The organism is Paenibacillus sp. HGH0039 (assembly GCF_000411255.1).
GTDB lineage: Bacteria > Bacillota > Bacilli > Paenibacillales > NBRC-103111 > Paenibacillus_F.
This window is the reverse complement of sequence record NZ_KE150413.1, coordinates 481968-499776: the sequence shown is the minus strand read 5'-3', so window position 1 is coordinate 499776 and position 17809 is coordinate 481968. Positions and strand designations below refer to the sequence as shown.

The following is a 17809-nucleotide window of genomic DNA, read 5'->3' as shown; positions in this document are numbered from 1 at the left end:
CGACTCCTTATGCTAATTGGCTAACCGGAACGGCAACCGTATCCACGCGGCTCAATTCATGCAAATTCCCGTAATTATAAAGTTTTCCTGCCGACTGCGGCACATGCGAAGACTCCACGCAATTTTTGGTATCCAGGATAACGGGAGATTTCATCCGGGAAAGCAGGCTCAGATCCAGTGCTTTGAATTCGTTGTGATCCGTCAGAATCAGCAGGCATTCCGCATCGGCCACAGCCTCTTCCGCCGTGAACATCGGGAACGGGGCAAGCTCTGCCAGCACGTGCGGGTCGTGGACACGGACATCGAATCCGTTCTCGCCGAGCATATGCACCACTTCCAATGCCGGTGATTCCCGGATGTCGTCCACATTGCCTTTATAGGTAATCCCGAATACGGCCACTCGTTTTCCGGCATGGAAAGGCGTGATTTTGCCGGTCTGCTCGACGACAAAGGCGGGCATGGAATTATTAATGGCGCGTGAAGCCGTCATAAGCGGAGTCAGCTCAGGCGCTTTCTCGATAATAAAATAAGGGTCGACCGCAATGCAGTGGCCGCCTACGCCGGGCCCCGGCGTATGAAGATTAACACGCGGGTGCTTGTTGGCCAGGCCGATCACTTCCAGCGCATCGACACCGATTGAAGCGGACACCTTCGCCAATTCGTTGGCTAGCGCGATATTCACATCGCGGAAGGTGTTCTCCATCAGCTTTGCCATTTCGGCAGACGTAGCGGAGGTCAGGATGATTTCGCCTTTAACGAAAGCGCGGTAGACTTCGGCGGCTTTCTCGGCGGACTGAGGATTGTATCCTCCCACGATCCGGTTGTTTTCCACCAGTTCCTGGAAGATGCGTCCAGGCAATACTCTCTCCGGGCAGTGTGCCAAGTAAATTTCCTCGCCCACACGCCATCCCGCTTTCGTCAGTACGGGAGCGACAACATCGTCGATCGTTCTCGGAGGAATGGTCGATTCTACAATGACGGTGTTGCCTTTGCGGAGATAAGGCAGCACCGCTTCCGTCGCCGATACGACATAATCGACGTTGGCCGTATGATCCGCGTTGACAGGAGTAGGTACCGCGATAATGTATGTATCCGCAGGCTCCGGATGACGCTGTGCTTTGAAGGCATAGTTGGTACGGACATCTTGAAAAATTTCTTCCAGGCCGTTCTCTTCAATGTGAACTTCGCCCGCGTTCAGGGCCGATACGACTCTTTCGCTAACGTCGACACCGATAACCTCGAAACCGGCTCTGGCGAATACAAGCGATGTCGGAAAACCGATATAGCCCAATCCGATTACACAAATCTTTTTAGTCATAAGTATGTTCCTCCTCATATATCTATAAGTTACATTTTGTATCACAAGGTGCAAAAAAATTTAAATCGCCATATTCCTAAGCTCGGTCTGATACCGGTCCGCAAGAGACTCTCTCGAAAAGTTCTCCGACACATACCGGTACCCGTTATTCCCGAGACTCTCGGCCAGCTCCCGGTTGCTCATCAGCAGACGTATCTTTTCTTTGAAATCTTCCGGATCCTCCGGGTCCACGTAATAGCCGGACCCGCTATCTTCCACAAGAGCTCTCGCTACTCCGTCGATTCCGATGAAAATCGGTTTGGCACAGGACATGTAATCGAAAACTTTATTGGGATAAACCGTTTTAAAAGTATCCACCTTTTTCAAAACAGCCGTACACACGTCTGACGCTCTGCAAAAATCAGGCACAGCCGATTTGGGCTGCGGGGGCACAAACAGAACATTTTCGATACAATTTGTATCAACATAGGCTTGAAGGGACTTCTTTTCCATTCCGTCCCCTACGAGCATAAACAAGAGATCCGGAATGTCCCGGCAAGCTTCCGCAACCTTAATGATGGACATTAAGTGATTGGCGACTCCGTGAGCGCCCAGGTAAGTAACGACGAATTTGTTTTCGAGCCCGTATTTTTCACGCACCCAATTTTCCTTGGGGCCCGGCTGGAAAATATCCAAATCCGCCCCGTTGGGCACGAAGATGATTTTGTTCGTGCTGATCCCTTTTTCCTCAATCAACTTATGGCGGAAAGCCGGGGTCAGCACGTTTATTTTCGAAGCAAACCGGTAAGAAAGCTTCTCGACCAGATAGGCGGCTTTGATCAGCAGGGAATTTTTGAGCACACCCGTATCGATTGCCGATTCCGGCCACAGGTCCCTAACCTCGAACACCATGGGCATTCTCTTCAGCCAACTGACGATAATGCCGGTAATTCCGACAAATAAAGGAGGAGAAGTGACGATCATCACGTCGTGTCTTTTAATATGAAACAAACAAACCAGGAGCGAAGAGAAGGTGAACGAAAAATACGCCCACAGCCGGCCGAGAAACGATTTGTTATAGGATTCCGAAACATAAGTCCGGTAAATTTCCGTCCGTTCCGAATACTGCTCCTTCACGACAAACTTTCCCCGGTACTTTTCCTCCTTCTGTCCCGTCGTGTAGTTCACATTTCCGGCAACCACCGTAATATCGTGCCCCATTTTGTTCCAGTGTTTAACAAACTGGTTGAAACGTGAACCGCCCGGATCGTTATCTCCCAAAAAGTATTGATGAAGAATCAGTATTCTCATAGAGTCACCTTTTCTTGCGATAGAATAGCTCCGGTTCCGACCGGGTTAAGCCGCAAAGACCTTTCCTGTATCCTCAGCAGGTTTTGCCCCGGATCGTAGGTGACTTGCCCCGCCACCGGGGAAAGTACGGTTACCAGACGGACCGGCTTCCCGGAGCGAAGGCTCCGGACGATCTGGTAAGCGGGCTCCTTCTCCCCGTAGTACAGAGATCGCCAGCCTCTGCGCGCTTTTTCGTCCCCGTGGTAAATCCGGAACGTACTGCTCTGCGTATCCAGCGTCTCGATAAAATACGGGCCTGTCGGAGTTTCCAGCTCGATCAAGCCCTTCTCGCCGGTGGCCTTCGCTCCCCGGGCCGCGCTCAGCCAAGAAGCGGATATGGCCCTTTCGGTTCCATTAAAGTCCCCGGCAATTTCGTCGATGACCGCGATGACCGCATCGGATTGAATGACCGCTCTGCGGTGAATAAGCGGGCCATAGCCGTAATGTTCTCCCTCGAACAGCGTCATTCCGTCCGCAGCCGCTTCCGCTCGTTTGGTATGGGATTTGGTCCAGTTATACCAGATAAAACGGGACCCCTTCTCCATTTGATCGTCATCACCGATCATCACCGTATTGTGCGAAGCGGTGCCCATAAAATAAGCGCTCCATTCGGCATCCGTGTTGTAGGAATAGGTTCCGGCATCACAGATCACGTTCGTACCTTCGCGCCATATATCGAGATGAAGCATGTCGGCCTGGGCAGGACGATGCCGGTAGGTTCCGCAGCGGATCATGGCGCTTCCTCCATTCATCCGGATGGAATAATACCCGCCTTCCGGATAAGCCTTCAGCGCCGCTCTTGGAAAGGAGTCCCGAGGAGCGCTCGAAGCCGATTCACCGGCCAGCCAGACAAGACTCTCCTCATGAGGGCCGTCCGGATAAAGCCTCTTACCTGTGAGGATAAAATAGAACGCACCCAACTGCGGACGGTAATCCAGATACTCGCATTGCGACAACGGATGAATAAGGGCACCGTCGTTCATCCCGTAGTTGGGCAGCCGACCGGTTGCCTCATCCTGGAACTGGTACAGGAAATCGAAGGTTTTATACAGCCGCTCCTTCAGCTTGTTCGAGAAGGTTTCGCCGTTTAACTCGGCCAGGCGCAGGGCCCAGGTGTAATCTTGCACGACAAGTCTGTGATAATTCATGGAATGCTGAAGGTAGGAACCGTCTTCGTAAATCTGCCACATTCCCTCCGCTTCCAGATGACGGAATCCTTTCTTCTTCCACCTCCCGCTCCGGTCAAAGAAAGGGAAAAGAAGCCCGACCGTATACAGGCCCGCAGCTTCGCTGATCGTATGATTGTTTTTCACCGACTTCAGGGCAAAATCGAAATGTTTATCGATATGATCGGTATGGCAGTAAACTTGTTTAAGCAGGCTGAACACTCTCTTGTCCATAGAAGAAGAATGGTTCGCAAAAGCATACAAGGCGAAGATCCAGGCCATGACGCGCAGCGACATCTCCTGGCAGCACTTATAGTTGACTCCCCGCTCCTCCGGGTTATTTTTCACCCAATCTTCAAACAGGTTCCAGAACGTTTCCGGATATAAAGAGGACCCGGTTAAGGCATACGCCCGGACCAGCGTGTACGCGAACGAAAATCTGGACAACTCCCATATATACTTGATATCGCCGAATGCCCCGCTTAGATCGGGAATTTTCGACCAATGCAGATCTCGTGGAGATTCTTCATTGGTGATAGGATTCCAGTGCCAGTTCGGAGTGCCTTGATGGACATTCCATCTGCTGAAATACGTAAACGTTCCCTCGCAGATCCGGTCGGCCTGGTTCAGAAGCTCTTGCTCCGATGCCCCCAACGCTTTTTGAAGAACCGGCTTCAGACCGTTCAGTTTATCCGGATGAAAGAAAAAAGGCCGTGCTTGAGCCCTCCACTCCCGGACGACTTGATCGGGTGAGGCGGCATGAGACGACCAGCGTTTCAAAAATTCCTCTTCGGTCATGGACACGGCCGGAAACTCTTTTTCCAGAAAACCTGCCCGTTTCTTCAGCTCGTACTTGATCCGGAATAACGTCCACCCCAGCCCCATGTTCTGCATCATCCGGAGTTGATTACGCATATTCCGCCTGCCTCCGCTGTTGCTGCCGCTCCTGCTCCCGCAGCTGCTCGACAATGTCCAGGCAGGCTTCCGTCACTTCGTAAATCTCGCTTAAAGGTATCGGGGAGCCCGATCCGGTCACAACAGCATCCACAAATGCTTTCATTTCTTGTTTATGGCCTTTGTCCTGGGACCACAGCTTCATCTTGGTAAACCCGTTCCAGCCATATCCGCGGAGTTCCTTGAAGTTGTTCATCTCCAGGATTTTGCCTGCCGCGAAAACCTCAATGCGTTCTTTCGGAAACGATTTGTGACCATTCGCAAAATAATGAACCGTTCCGAGTGAACCGTCTTCAAAGCGCAACGTTATGGTCGCTTTGTCTTCTATGATTTTAACGCCCGGCTGTCTTCCGACCGTATGGGAAGTTACTTCCGTTATGGGGTGCCCCACCAGAAATCTCAGCGTATCGACAAAATGACACGCTTCTCCGATGATGCGGCCGCCGCCGACTTCCGGGTCCTGGGTCCAATGTTCGGCGGGAATATCGCCTGCGTTGACGGTCATAATTAGCGTTTTCGGCTCCTTAACCGTATCCAGGAGCTGTTTCATTTTCACGGTAAAAGGCGAAAAGCGCCGGTTGAAACCGACCATAAGGATCTGCTTGGGCTGCAGGCGCAAGTTTTTGATATCCTGCAGTTCGTTCCGGTTCAAACAGAGCGGTTTTTCAACAAACACATGTTTACCCGCCTTGATCGCTTCTTCTGCGTAACGCGCATGCGTGTTATGGCGGGTCGTGACGAATATGGTGTTGATGGCGGGATCGGCCAGCATGGCTCCCGTGTCCGTCGTCGTCTGAACGAATCCGTGTCTCCGGCCCACATGAAGGCCGTTCACTCCCCCGCTGCTGGCGATCGTGTGAAGGGAGGCTTTCGTTTGTTTTAAAGCCGGCAGCAGCACCTGATTCGTATAGTTCCCCGCTCCGATAATGCCGACGGAAGCTTCTCCGGTCCGTGCTTCATCGGCAGGCGCCAAAGCGAGCTCGACCGTCTTCCGGTTTAGCAGGGCTTGAACGTTCTGCTTCGGATCATAATGCAGAATGATGCCGAGCGAAGATTTCCCCTGGCCCAGGACCTCATACGCTTCTACCGCCTGCCCGATCGGAAACCGGTGAGTAATGAGCGACTTCAGATCGAGCTTGCCGTCGGCCAGCATATCCAGAATCGCTTCGAAGTTCCGCTGCTCAGTCCAACGCACGAAACCGACGGGGTAATCCTGCCCCTTCTCTTCGTATTCTGGATCATAGCGCCCCGGACCGTAAGAACATGAGACCTGGAAGCTCAACTCTTTCTCGTAAAAATCCGCCCGCGAAAGCTCCAGTCCCGTTACGCCGACAAGGACGATACGGCCGCGTTTGCGGCACATATGCGCGGCCTGGTGAACAGGCTCGCTGCTTTTGGTGGAAGCGGTAATGAGGACACCGTCGACACCGCGGCCCTTGGAGAACGTTCGCGCCGCCGAAAGAGGGTCCTCCCCTTTGGACAAATCCACGATTTCCGCTCCCAGCGACTTCGCAATTTGCAGCTTACCTGGGTCGAAATCGGCGCCCAGTACCCGGCACCCGTGAGCCCGGAGCAGCTGAACGGTGATCAGACCGATCAATCCGAGTCCGGTTACCACGAACGTTTCCCCGAGTGTCGGATTGGCCAGCCGGATTCCCTGCAGTCCGATCGAGGCGATAACCGTAAAGGCTGCTTCCTCATCGTCCACTCCGTCAGGAATTTTAGCGCATAATTGCTTGGGCACATGCACAATTTCCGCATGAGGACCGTTAGAGATGACACGGTCACCGACAGCGAAGCCTTCGACTCCCCTGCCTACTTCCACCACGGTCCCCACGTTGCTGTATCCCAGAGCCAGCGGCTGGTCCAGCTTCGTCCTCACAGCCTCCAAGGTAGGAGCAAGACCATCGGTCTTGATCTTATCCATCACCTGCTTGACCTTATCCGGCTGCTGCTTCGCCTTCTCCAGCAAGTTCGCCTTGCCGAATTCGACAAGCATTCTTTCCGTACCTGCCGAAACGACACTCATTCTCGTTTGAATCAATAAGTGCCCCGTCCGGACTTGGGGACAAGGGATATCGGCGATCTCCGTCGCCCCGGTTTTTAAATTTTGAAGGATCTGATTCATAATGGGTTAGCCATTTGTCTCCACACAAACGGCTTCATTCACCTCGTCTTTTTTTATTGGGCCTGAACTTGAATCCGGGAGGATTTTAGCGATTCGAACACCTTTATATACTGCCTTGCCGCGGTATCCCAGGAAAAATCCCGGGCCCGTTCTAACGACAATTTGGAGTAATGCTCCAATTTGTCTTTATCCGAAAGCAGTTCATACACCTGCAAAGCTGTCTTCTCGATATCCTCGACATCAGTCAGCAGAATCCCATGCCCGTTTATAATCTCGGGCATAACGCTCGCGTCGTTGACCAGGACGGGCACCCCGCACGTCATCGCTTCCACGATAGGCAGACCGAACGATTCCAGAGAGGAGAGCGTGATAAAAATGCTGGCCTGGTGATAATAACGCGGCAGTTCTTCGTTCGGCACAAACCCTTCGAAAATAATGTGCTCCGCCATGTTTCGTTCCCGGATTATGTTCTCCAGCCTTCTCGCTTCTTCGTGATCCTTGTTGCCGACGATTCTTAACTTGTTCCGTATATGACGGGTTTCTTTCAGGTGCATGTATAGATGAACCAGTTTATCGATGTTCTTGTGTTTGGCAAAGCTCGATACACAGAGAATATCGCCATCCGCTACCGGGAAGCCGCCGGTTCCGAAAGAATGGTGGACTCCTTCATAAATAATGCTGATTTTGGACTCGCACGCCTCCAGCTTATCCGAGAACGAAACGATATTCCGGGACGTTTCCTCGGAGACCGCTATAACTCGGTCGGCCGCGATGATCGAACGGGGGGTAAGATTTCCGAAATAAATTTGCTTGATACGGCCCAGTACATTCGCCGGGCGCTGTTCCTGCTCTTTTTGGAAATATTTAATGTTCTGAATAACGAGCACGGTTTTGGTGAAATTCACAAGCGGCAGCGTATCCGCCGGGCCCACTAGCACGTCGATATCCAGCGCCTTCAGTCTGAACGGAAGATAGACACTCTCGTACAAAATGCGGAAGTGGGGTTTGCTCGTGATCTCATGAGCTTCCGCAAACTGGACGTGCTCCTCGATCTCACCGAATATGGAGCGGTTCCGTTTATTAACAAGAAGCACGTACGTATTGATCTTGTCGTTTGCAATCAAATGCCGGACCAGGTTTTTGATAAACACTTCTCCGCCGCCGTTTCGATTAGGAAGCACGGAAAGCGTGTTGATTGCGATTCTCATCCCTACCATCCTTTTTAGAAGTTATCCGGTGCGTTGTTCTTTTTCTATATTTCTGTGACTAAGATTGAATTTGGCGAACTCGCTAATCAATTTTTCCTTCTCGTTATCCCAGTTATGTTCCTCAACAAATCTTCCTAAATTAGTTTGATATAGCGGGAGATTTTTTGCTATTTCCTTGATGGATTCGGCAATTTTTATTGGTATGGCATTTGGCCGGTCTTCATCCACAGCAACTACAGCACCCAGTCTATAAGTTTCAATATAATGTTTAAGCGGAGGCTGGTCTGTCGCAATAACGGCAAGCCCCGCCTGGGTATATTCATATAGCTTGTTCGGCGCACAGTAAATATTGTTCAATCCTTTATAGGGATAACTGATAATCCCTAAATCAAAGGAGGGCAGCATGGCCTGCAATTTATCCCTGGTTACTTTCCCTATAATATGAACCGATTCTTGCAATCCTTCTGTCACTACCAATTCCTTTATCCGGGGCAAATCTGTACCTCCGCCAATAAGAAACAATTTGTATGGAGACGGCAGATACTTAAAAGCAAGCAAAAATTTTAACAACCCTCTTTCCAGACTCATATCCCCTTGATAGACCAGTTTAAAATCCGGTTCGGTATCTTCCCTGACTGCCGCTTGCTCTTCCTTAATAAAATGCTTTGCGGCAGGTGGAATATTCCGCACAACAAGCGGTGAAGTTGTTAGTTGGTAGAAATCTTGCATTAGTCGTGCACGTTCTTCGTTAGCCGCAATGATTTTATCCGCTCTATGTACGACCCATTTTTCCAAATAAAAAAAGAAGCGCTGCCGCTTCCCCAGCTCTTCTCCTTGGTCCGGTATAATAAGTTCATGAGCGTCATACACGTATACACTCCCTGTCAGTTTTGAAGCGATCCAACCTGGAAATGCCATGAAATAATCATGTGCGTAAATGACTGCCGGCTTACTCTTTATCGAATAAATAATGAACCAGAGACTGAACAAAACAAAGTGTAATTTTTTTAGACGGGCCGGACGTTTCCACAACCGCGTTTTAAATAGAGCGTTATGGTAAGGATGATTGGAATCGACGGAGCAGACGGTTACATCAAAATTTTGTCCTATGGCTTCGGCAGCCCTCTGGACTCTCCCGTCATAATCGATTTCATTAAATACAGGCATTAGCACTTTAGCCGACATAATGCCCTCCTCTGTTGGATTGACCGGATGTATTCCCATCCGACTTCATTATATTTAGAACACAGATCGTTATGGCCGGCAATAGCCATGTAATCCCCATTCCCGCCACGGAGCTGGATTCGATACATGAAACCGTAAATACCAGCAGAGAGAAGAAGAGAGGATACATATAATGGGCATTAGAAGTCTTTTGAAGAAGACTTTTGCCGATCAGGAATAAAGAAAAAACCATAAATAAAACATAACCGCTGAAAACAAATATCCCGTAATTCGCCAATATTTCTATCCACCAATTATGTACATTCACTATCCTTCCCACATTCGTGCCAAACTGGTCCAGATAATATTCGATATTCCCGGCACCGACACCAAAGATATTATTTTGGGCTATATTCCATGCATCGGCAGTCAATACTCTTCTTACTTCCACTGAACCGTCGTCGCCTTTTAAAGAGATGATTTGCTGCCAAAAGTCTGTTAACTGCTTCAAAAAAGCTAAACAGAATACAAGGACACCGGCTATTATGGACAATACTATTTTTATTTTGCGGTAGAAGATGAGATACCCCATATAAAGAAAAATCATGCCAATCAGCAGAATATAGATCATCCTGGCTTGAGCCAAGTAAATGAAATAAACCGAGCTTAGCATAATCAGCCAACTAAAAGCCTTCATCCCTACGTTTTTGTCACTGATACTAAAAAATAAAACAGGTAAACTGACGATTAGGAAAAACGCAAAATCATTCGGATTATAAAAAGCCGCCGTAGCGACTTCATCCAGTTGATATTGAAGTGCTCCCGACTTGGGCAGATGGTTTCCTGTAAGGACCTCCCACCAGCCGATACCAATCATCAGAACGAGGCTGAATAACCAGGCGTTATAAACCGTAATCAGTTTCTTGAACGTCTGGACATGTAAACTGAAAAGAATGACAAGCCCGACACCATAAACTAAGTTTTTGACATATTTTATCGTGTTTTCCGTCATAATGATCCATTCCATCTGAATAACCGCATAAAGCAGCCACCCGATGAAAAAAATTAGGCCTATTTTTGCCACTGTATGAATTTGAGGTTGATTCTTTGAAGTTATCAGGCGCAAAGCGATGTAATAGCCATAAACAAGAAGAGTAATTAGCCAGGTCCCGTAGAGCGAAAATAATGCCAAACAAACGGTTAAATAAATCATTGCCGTATCTATCTTGTTTATCCTTAGCAAAAACACCGCGCCTATAAATCCAATGGCTGCTCCTGTAGTCTGCAAGGGAAAGTAACTTGCCCCCAAGGATGTGAACACAAATGCAAATGTAAGTAGGAGCCAATATATAATCCTGGGCCATCCGCTTATACTCATATCTTCACCTGTTTTCATAGGTATGTTTCAGGCTTAAAGAATAATCCCGGTGTTTCTTATTTGTGTCGATCAGACTTGCGTAAATCCCCTGCATTTGTTCCTTGTACCTGTCTGCCGAAAAACGGTTCTCAATCGTCTGTCTGATTATACTGGAATCGTAAGTTCGGTATCTTGCGGCCATTAACAGCATGCCTTCACAAAGAGCGTCCACAGATTCATTCGCCACCAGCAATCCCACACTATCATCAACAAAATCTTCAGGTCCGCCCGACCGGGTTGCCACGACGGGCAAACCGCAGCTCATCGCCTCGATCAAAACAACACCGAAAGTTTCCGTGCGGCTGCTGGAAACAAAGAAGTCGGCTTCCCAATAAAACTCTTGGAGTTTATCGTTGGCTACACTACCCGGAAAATCGACATTTTCCGTTATCCCATGTTCATCCCTCAGCGTCAGAAGGTTGTCCTTGTTGGGCCCTTCACCGATAATTTTACATTGAAAGGGAATCCCCTTCTCTTTAAGCTTAGCCAGAGCTTTTATAAGAATTTCATATCCCTTTTTGTCGTTTAATTCAAAGCTGCCTACCGTAAGGATATTCAGAGCTTGCTTAGGCTGCTTCTCTTCGTGTTGTTTACCATCGCGCAAACTGAACTTTGCCGTGTTAACTATATTGTGCTTAACCTCTATAGGTCGAGATATATACTTCAACATAGTGTCCCGCAATGAACGGCTTACGGCAAATACCATATCGGCTTCTTGTAAGGCCATTTTAATTTTTCTGCCGAAATAAAACGTGTTCACTCGATGTTCAAAGAAAGTGGCGTGCTCGGTAATACAGAAAGGAATATGAAGTTTACGAACTGTATCTGCGACGATCCAACTGTAATAACTTGAAAAATGAACATGAATTAAATCGGGTTGTTCCTCTTTTATCAGCTGCTCAAATACTTTCTTAACAAGAGAGTTATAAAGAAATAAACGCACTCTTGGAAGATTGGATTTTTTGATCTTCAGGAGAATCATTCTGTACCCGTCTTCCTGAATAATCTCATGAACATTTCTATTTTTTTCGTTAATATCAACCTTGATAACCGATAGTTCACAAACTCCTTTAATTGCTTCCACTCTGCTTTTAATAAATGAATAATAAGTCGGTTTTTCTCGAGAAGGATAGTCAGATAGGATAAAAATTTTCACAGGTCAGGCTCCTTCTTTAATTCTTGAATTGCCTAATTTGCCCTTGATTTTATGCAACAGGTCCGGACTGTAAACAAGGATCGTTACTGCATAGACGGCTATTCCAGTTAATATTTGTATGGCCAATGCAATTCCGGCGGATAAATAGTCTGTCGTTACCAAACCGGATAAATACACACCTATACACATGATGACACTTGCATACAGCGGTTCCCTTAAACTGCGCAGCAGGTCAATGAAGCAAGGTCCTAACATGGTCTTGAGCATGACGAGATAATTGGTTATAAAATAGACTGATTTTAAGCTTAGAAAAGCGACAGCGACTCCAATAACTCCTCCCGCATAAGCCCCGAATATAATCACAGGAATTTGCAAAACGGTTTTGAAAGAATTATAAAGAAACCCGCGACCTACCTTTCCCGTCGCCATAACCAAGGAGCCTACCGGGTTAGCAATAGATCTTAGTATCCCTACGCCGCATAGAATTTGTGTGATAAGAATGCTCGGTCCCCATTGCGCCCCGAACATGATGGGAATGAATAAAGGTGCAGTTGCGATCAGCCCGAAATATAAGGGAAGGTTTACAAGACTCAACGTATTTATGACTTTCATATACCCCTTCTTCATCTGTTCCCGGTTATCTTGAATCTTCGAAAAAATGGGGAAAGCAACCCGGTTTACGATAGGATTTATCCGAATCAACGGAATGATAATTAAGTTAAATGCGATCGAATAATATCCTAAGGCTTCTGCTCCCAGAAACCGGCCGATAATAATTTTGTCCAAGTTATTATTGAAATACGTGACGGTACGATCACCCATTTGAAACATTCCAAAGGAAAGATACCCTTTTAAATCGGATCTGCGGAAATGCATTTGAGGTTTCCACTTTTTCCAGCTCAAGGTGATTAAAAGGATCGAATTCACAGCTGAAGTACTTAATTGACCTAAGACCAAGGCAAAAACACCCATACCGAAATAAGCGGCGCTGATACTTATTACAGTTCCTGCAAGCATGGATAAAATGGATAGTTGTGAAATCACCTTAAACCTGAGTTCTTTTTGCAGCAATACCTGAAACTGCTGACCGGATGCGATAATGGGAAATAAAAAAGAGGACCAAACCAGCAAATCAGCCAGCTCAGGACTCTTATAGAAAAATGCAATAGGTTCTTTAGTCATCCAGACAACAAATCCTGCAACGAGTCCGGTAGCTATGTTTAACCAATACAGACTGGATAGCTCATTCCGCGTTGTTTCTTTTCTCTGAATGATGGCACTTGAAATGCCCATGTCGGTAAAAGATTGAGCAAACCCGACAATGATCATGATCATACCCATTAAGCCAAATGCTTTTGCGTCCAGAAATCTGGATATAACCGCAATTTGAGCCATTTGGAGCAAGACGATGGACAGAGTCGATATAGCTGTCCATTTGCCTCCGTTTAATGCTTGCTGTCTTAAAGACATCGTTTGCACCTGATTTCTAAACAAAATTAAACCAGGGTGAGCTCTTTTGCTTCCTGATTTGATGGACGGTTATAGGTAGGCACAATGTGTTGAAGAACAGAACGAATATCATCCACTGAATCCCCAAGCAGCTTTTCCAGTTTCTTGACTTCGAACTGAATATGCTCCCGGTTTAAATTAGCCGGGCGTCCGATAAATATCCGATTATGCAGCGTCGAGGTGAGCCCCTCTTCACTAGTCAAGAGTTCCTCGTACAGTTTTTCCCCCGGCCGCATGCCCGTATATTGAATCGCAATATCTTCGTTGGGAACGAACCCGGACAATCTGATTAAATCTTTGGCCAAGTTCAAAATTTTTACGGGTTCTCCCATGTCGAGAATAAAAACTTCTCCGCCTTGGGCGATCGCCCCCGCTTGAATCACAAGCTGAACCGCTTCGGGAATGGTCATAAAATAACGAATCATCTCGGGATGAGTAACCGTTACCGGTCCGCCATGTGCGATTTGTTGCTTGAACTGGGGAATGACACTTCCCCTGCTTCCAAGAACATTCCCAAAACGGACAGCGGCAAATATAGTTTTGCTCGTCATATTCAGGCTCTGAATATACATCTCTGCAATCCGCTTAGTTGTGCCCATCACACTGGTCGGATTTACAGCCTTATCTGTAGAGATTAAGACAAATCGCTCCGATCCGAATTTGTCCGCACAATCAGCCACGTTTCGGGTGCCTAATACGTTATTCTTGATAGCTTCCGTCGGGTTCTTCTCCATTAGTGGCACGTGTTTATGAGCGGCGGCGTGAAAAACGACCTGGGGTAAAAATTCTTTAAATATGGTTTCCAACCTTTTTTGATCCTGAATATCCGCAATGATGGTTCCCAGTTTAATTTTAGGGAATAGCCGGCTTAATTCCATTTCGATCGCGTAAATACTGTTTTCTCCATGGCCGAGCAATAAAAGTTTAGACGGATTGAAACTGGCAATCTGTCTGCATAATTCAGAACCTATTGAACCTCCCGCACCTGTTACCAACACGCTCTTATCGGATAGATAATCCGCAATTCCATGTAAATCAACCTTAACCGGGTCTCTTCCCAGCAGATCCTCCACATCCACATCCCGAATCTCTTGAATACTGACTTTCCCATGAATTAAGTCACTCAACTTAGGGATTATTTTCAGCTTAGCTTTGGTCTTTTTGCAAATCTCAATAATTTCTGTAATTTGTTTTTTGGTTGCAGATGGAATTGCAATTACGATGTCACTGATATCATGGGCTTCCGTTACATCAATAATGGCTTCTCTGTTTCCCAGCACAGGCAGCCCGTATATTTGGTGTTTATGCTTTAATAAATCATCGTCAATAAAAGCAATCGGGTACATCTGGGAAGCGGAATTGTGTTTAAGCTCTCTGGCAATGATTGTCCCGCAGTCTCCCGCTCCGATAATTAACGCCTTATGCTGTCCCTGCTTCTGTTTGTAATAGTTATCTCTGAACAAGCGCCATGCAAAACGCGCCCCTCCCATCAAGAAAAGCATCGATTGGAAAGTACCGAGAAAAATAGAAATGGGAACACCTATTCCGGATATAAAATAAGAAACGATATACGATAAAGAGCTGCTGACGACCACCGCTCTGAAGATCGATAACATTTCGCCCACACTTGCATATTGCCAAATACGGTTATACAGCTTGAAGAAGGACATACTGACTACACTAAAAAAGACCGTGACGGTCATATAGATAATCATTTGTTTTATGTAAATAACCGGCAAGTCACCATCGAAACGAAGCATATACGCCACGTATACACTGCCAAGCGCTATTAGAAAATCCATACTGAACAAAGGAATAAATCTTTTACGATAACTCAAAATTTTCCACTCCCCTGCAACTGATTTTACATATGAGGCTAGACATTTTGCGGTTTGGCCTCTCTTTGCAGAATTTCTTCCAAAGCGTTTAGAAGCGGAGTTCGCAACTCATTGTTTCGCAAAGCAAAATCCAAAGTAGTTAAAATGTATCCCAGTTTCTCGCCCACATCGTACCGAATTCCTTCAAAGTGATAGGCATATACTTGCTGAAACTCATTCAACGCTTGAATGGCATCCGTTAATTGAACTTCTCCGTTAGCCCCCTGTTCTTGGTTCTCCAGCAAATCAAAAATTTCTGGAGTTAGGATATACCGTCCCATAATGGCGAAATTGGAAGGCGCTTGTTCTTTTGTCGGTTTTTCTATTAGCTGGTTCACTTCTAACAAGCGTCCCTCCGTCTCTTTGGAGCCTATAACACCATAGCGATGAATCTCTTCAGCAGGTACGGGCTGCACTCCGATTATAGAGCGCCCTGTTCGTTCGAACTGGCCTATTAATTGCTTAAGACATGGAGTCTTCCCTTCCACAATGTCGTCACCCAGCAGTACGGCAAACGGCTCATTCCCGATGAATTTTCTCGCACACCATACGGCGTGGCCAAGACCTTTGGGAAATTTTTGACGGATGTAATGAATTTCCACTTTAGCTGACAACTGCACTTCTTTTAGCAGATCAAATTTACCCTTTTCCATTAAATTCTGTTCTAAGTCAAACGCATTATCAAAATGGTCTTCGATTGAACGTTTGTTCTTGCCCGTAACAATTAAGATATCTTCAATACCTGATTTAACCGCCTCTTCTACGATGTATTGAATGGTAGGCTTATCGACAATAGGAAGCATTTCTTTCGGCATAGCTTTCGTAGCGGGTAAAAAACGGGTCCCTAAACCTGCTGCCGGGATAATGGCTTTTCTGACTTTATGCATGACGGTTCCTCCTCGAACTCCCAAATAGATCTATTTTTCTATAAACATAAAAATACGAGGTCTATTGTCTATTTCGAAACAACATAGCTCGTATTTTTATGCAAAATAAGTAAGAAAGCAGGGCATTTAACCCCCCCTCACATCACACCTTTGACAATGAATGTCTAAGGCGACTAGCGCCCACGGCATGACCGAGTGCCTACGGTGATAAAGGTGCGGTAGGCATGACCTTGTTTCGGAAGATCTTTTACTTACTTTCGCCGTAATAAGAATAGTAAGAAGAACTAGTTTTAGTATTCGTTTTATTATTGATAACAACGCCTAGCGGTTTAACTCCTACATGCTCCAACCTATCAACTGCTCTCTTAGCTACTTCCCTTTTTACTTTTCCATGATTCAGAACAAGAATCACACCCTCACATTTAGTCGCCAATATTTGGGCGTCCGTTACAGCCAAAATGGGAGGGGAATCAATTAAGACGATATCGTATTCCGCTTTTGCCTGTTCTATAAACTGCGTCATACGTTTGGAAGCTAACATTTCAGCCGGATTTGGGGTAGAAGGCCCAGAAGGAATCAAATACAAATTGGGCAGATGAGATGGAATGGCGACCTCACGAACGGGGGCTTCACCCAGGAGTAAATTAGTCAGTCCGCTTCGATTCGAAATACCGAATAACTTATGCATGGTAGGTTTACGCAAATCAGCATCAATTAACAACACGTTCTTCTCTTCCTGCGCATAAGTTATGGCTAAATTTGAAACTGTGGTAGACTTTCCTTCCGCAGGCTGAGCCGAAGTTACCAAAATGGTTGTGATCTCTTTATCAATGGAGGAGTATTGAATGTTCGTTCGCAATACCCGGTAAGCTTCTGAAATTTGAGATTTGGGATTAACATCCGCGATCAATACTTTGCTATTATTGGTTGACGCCAGCATAAGCCGTTTCACCTGCCATTTTTTTATGAGGCTCCGAAGGAGCATTATTTTTGAGATCCGCTGTTTTAATTTTTGAGATTACGGCAAGAGTAGGAACCCCCAGAAATTTCTCTACATCTTTCTCCGTTTTAACCGTGTCGTCCAGGTGCTCGATTAAGAAAACCAGACCTACGGAAATCAGTAAAGATACAATGAAAGCCGCCGCCACGTTAAGCTTAATATTGGGAGTGACGGGACCGACGTTATCTGTGGTTTTGGCTTCGTTTAGTATCGTTACGTTATCTACTTTCATAATTCCGGAAATCTCAGCTTTGAATACATCCGATACGGCATTGGCCAACTTAGCCGCTGTTGCATAATTATCTGCGGTTGCCGTTATGGTCATAACCTGCGTATCCGCTATGGAGGTAACTTTGGTCATACCCGCCAACATATCGGAGGTAAGTCCTTCACCAGTGAATCGGGAAGCCACCTTTTCCATAATGGCAGGCGTCTTAATAATTTCCTTATAAGTATTCACAAGCATGATGTTAGTATTAACCGCGTTATAATCCAGAATGTCATATCCTTGGTAACTGCTCGATTTATTAACTACCAGCTTCGTACTTGCCGCATATTGCTTGTCGATAAAGAAATAACTAATGATTCCGGACATTACGGTTACAACGAAAACGGTAATAATGATCAGCCAAATTCGTTTGCGGAGAATTTGGATATATTGGTTTAAGCCCGATTCCATCTTTTTGCCTCCATATT

At 46.5% G+C, this 17809-nt stretch carries 13 protein-coding genes; all 13 read right to left on the bottom strand.

All coding sequences use genetic code 11. The annotated features are described in order from the left end of the window. Positions 1 to 7: 7 nt before the first annotated feature. The 13 genes from HMPREF1207_RS16540 to HMPREF1207_RS16480 all read right to left on the bottom strand — a co-directional run bounded on the left by HMPREF1207_RS16540 (position 8) and on the right by HMPREF1207_RS16480 (position 17792). A complete protein-coding gene (locus HMPREF1207_RS16540; protein ID WP_009672063.1) occupies positions 8 to 1318 on the bottom strand; it encodes a nucleotide sugar dehydrogenase in 1311 nt (436 codons plus the stop codon). Between the two features lie 60 nt (positions 1319 to 1378). Beyond that, positions 1379 to 2608: a glycosyltransferase family 4 protein gene (locus HMPREF1207_RS16535; RefSeq protein ID WP_009672132.1), complete on the bottom strand. Its 1230-nt coding sequence runs from the start codon at positions 2606 to 2608 to the stop codon at positions 1379 to 1381. Continuing rightward, the gene (locus HMPREF1207_RS16530; RefSeq protein ID WP_009672169.1) at positions 2605 to 4728 is read right to left on the bottom strand and encodes an alginate lyase family protein; all 2124 of its coding nucleotides are present in this window, start codon (positions 4726 to 4728) and stop codon (positions 2605 to 2607) included. Before HMPREF1207_RS16530 ends, HMPREF1207_RS16535 begins: the two co-directional genes overlap by 4 nt. Beyond that, a complete protein-coding gene (locus HMPREF1207_RS16525) occupies positions 4721 to 6895 on the bottom strand; it encodes a bi-domain-containing oxidoreductase (RefSeq protein ID WP_009672234.1) in 2175 nt (724 codons plus the stop codon). The genes HMPREF1207_RS16530 and HMPREF1207_RS16525 overlap by 8 nt, the downstream gene beginning before the upstream one ends. A gap of 53 nt (positions 6896 to 6948) precedes the next feature. Then, positions 6949 to 8103 (bottom strand): glycosyltransferase family 4 protein, encoded by a 1155-nt coding sequence (locus HMPREF1207_RS16520; RefSeq protein WP_009672274.1) that lies wholly within the window; start codon positions 8101 to 8103, stop codon positions 6949 to 6951. 21 nt (positions 8104 to 8124) lie between these two features. Continuing rightward, the gene (locus HMPREF1207_RS16515; protein ID WP_009672046.1) at positions 8125 to 9288 is read right to left on the bottom strand and encodes a glycosyltransferase; all 1164 of its coding nucleotides are present in this window, start codon (positions 9286 to 9288) and stop codon (positions 8125 to 8127) included. After that, the gene (locus HMPREF1207_RS16510) at positions 9278 to 10555 is read right to left on the bottom strand and encodes an O-antigen ligase family protein (RefSeq protein ID WP_231392107.1); all 1278 of its coding nucleotides are present in this window, start codon (positions 10553 to 10555) and stop codon (positions 9278 to 9280) included. The genes HMPREF1207_RS16515 and HMPREF1207_RS16510 overlap by 11 nt, the downstream gene beginning before the upstream one ends. A gap of 94 nt (positions 10556 to 10649) precedes the next feature. Then, entirely contained in the window at positions 10650 to 11840 is a 1191-nt protein-coding gene (locus HMPREF1207_RS16505; protein WP_009672041.1) for a glycosyltransferase, read from the bottom strand. Between the two features lie 3 nt (positions 11841 to 11843). Beyond that, on the bottom strand, positions 11844 to 13310 hold the full coding sequence (locus HMPREF1207_RS16500) for an MOP flippase family protein (protein ID WP_009672271.1): 1467 nt from the start codon (positions 13308 to 13310) through the stop codon (positions 11844 to 11846). Between the two features lie 26 nt (positions 13311 to 13336). Continuing rightward, positions 13337 to 15187, bottom strand: coding sequence for a polysaccharide biosynthesis protein (locus HMPREF1207_RS16495; protein ID WP_009672191.1), 1851 nt, complete (start codon positions 15185 to 15187; stop codon positions 13337 to 13339). A 38-nt stretch (positions 15188 to 15225) separates the two neighbouring features. Then, positions 15226 to 16113: a UTP--glucose-1-phosphate uridylyltransferase GalU gene (galU, locus tag HMPREF1207_RS16490; RefSeq protein WP_009672048.1), complete on the bottom strand. Its 888-nt coding sequence runs from the start codon at positions 16111 to 16113 to the stop codon at positions 15226 to 15228. Between the two features lie 247 nt (positions 16114 to 16360). Beyond that, entirely contained in the window at positions 16361 to 17053 is a 693-nt protein-coding gene (locus HMPREF1207_RS16485) for a CpsD/CapB family tyrosine-protein kinase (RefSeq protein ID WP_009672244.1), read from the bottom strand. After that, the gene (locus HMPREF1207_RS16480; protein WP_009672268.1) at positions 17034 to 17792 is read right to left on the bottom strand and encodes a YveK family protein; all 759 of its coding nucleotides are present in this window, start codon (positions 17790 to 17792) and stop codon (positions 17034 to 17036) included. Before HMPREF1207_RS16480 ends, HMPREF1207_RS16485 begins: the two co-directional genes overlap by 20 nt. Positions 17793 to 17809 lie beyond the last annotated feature (17 nt).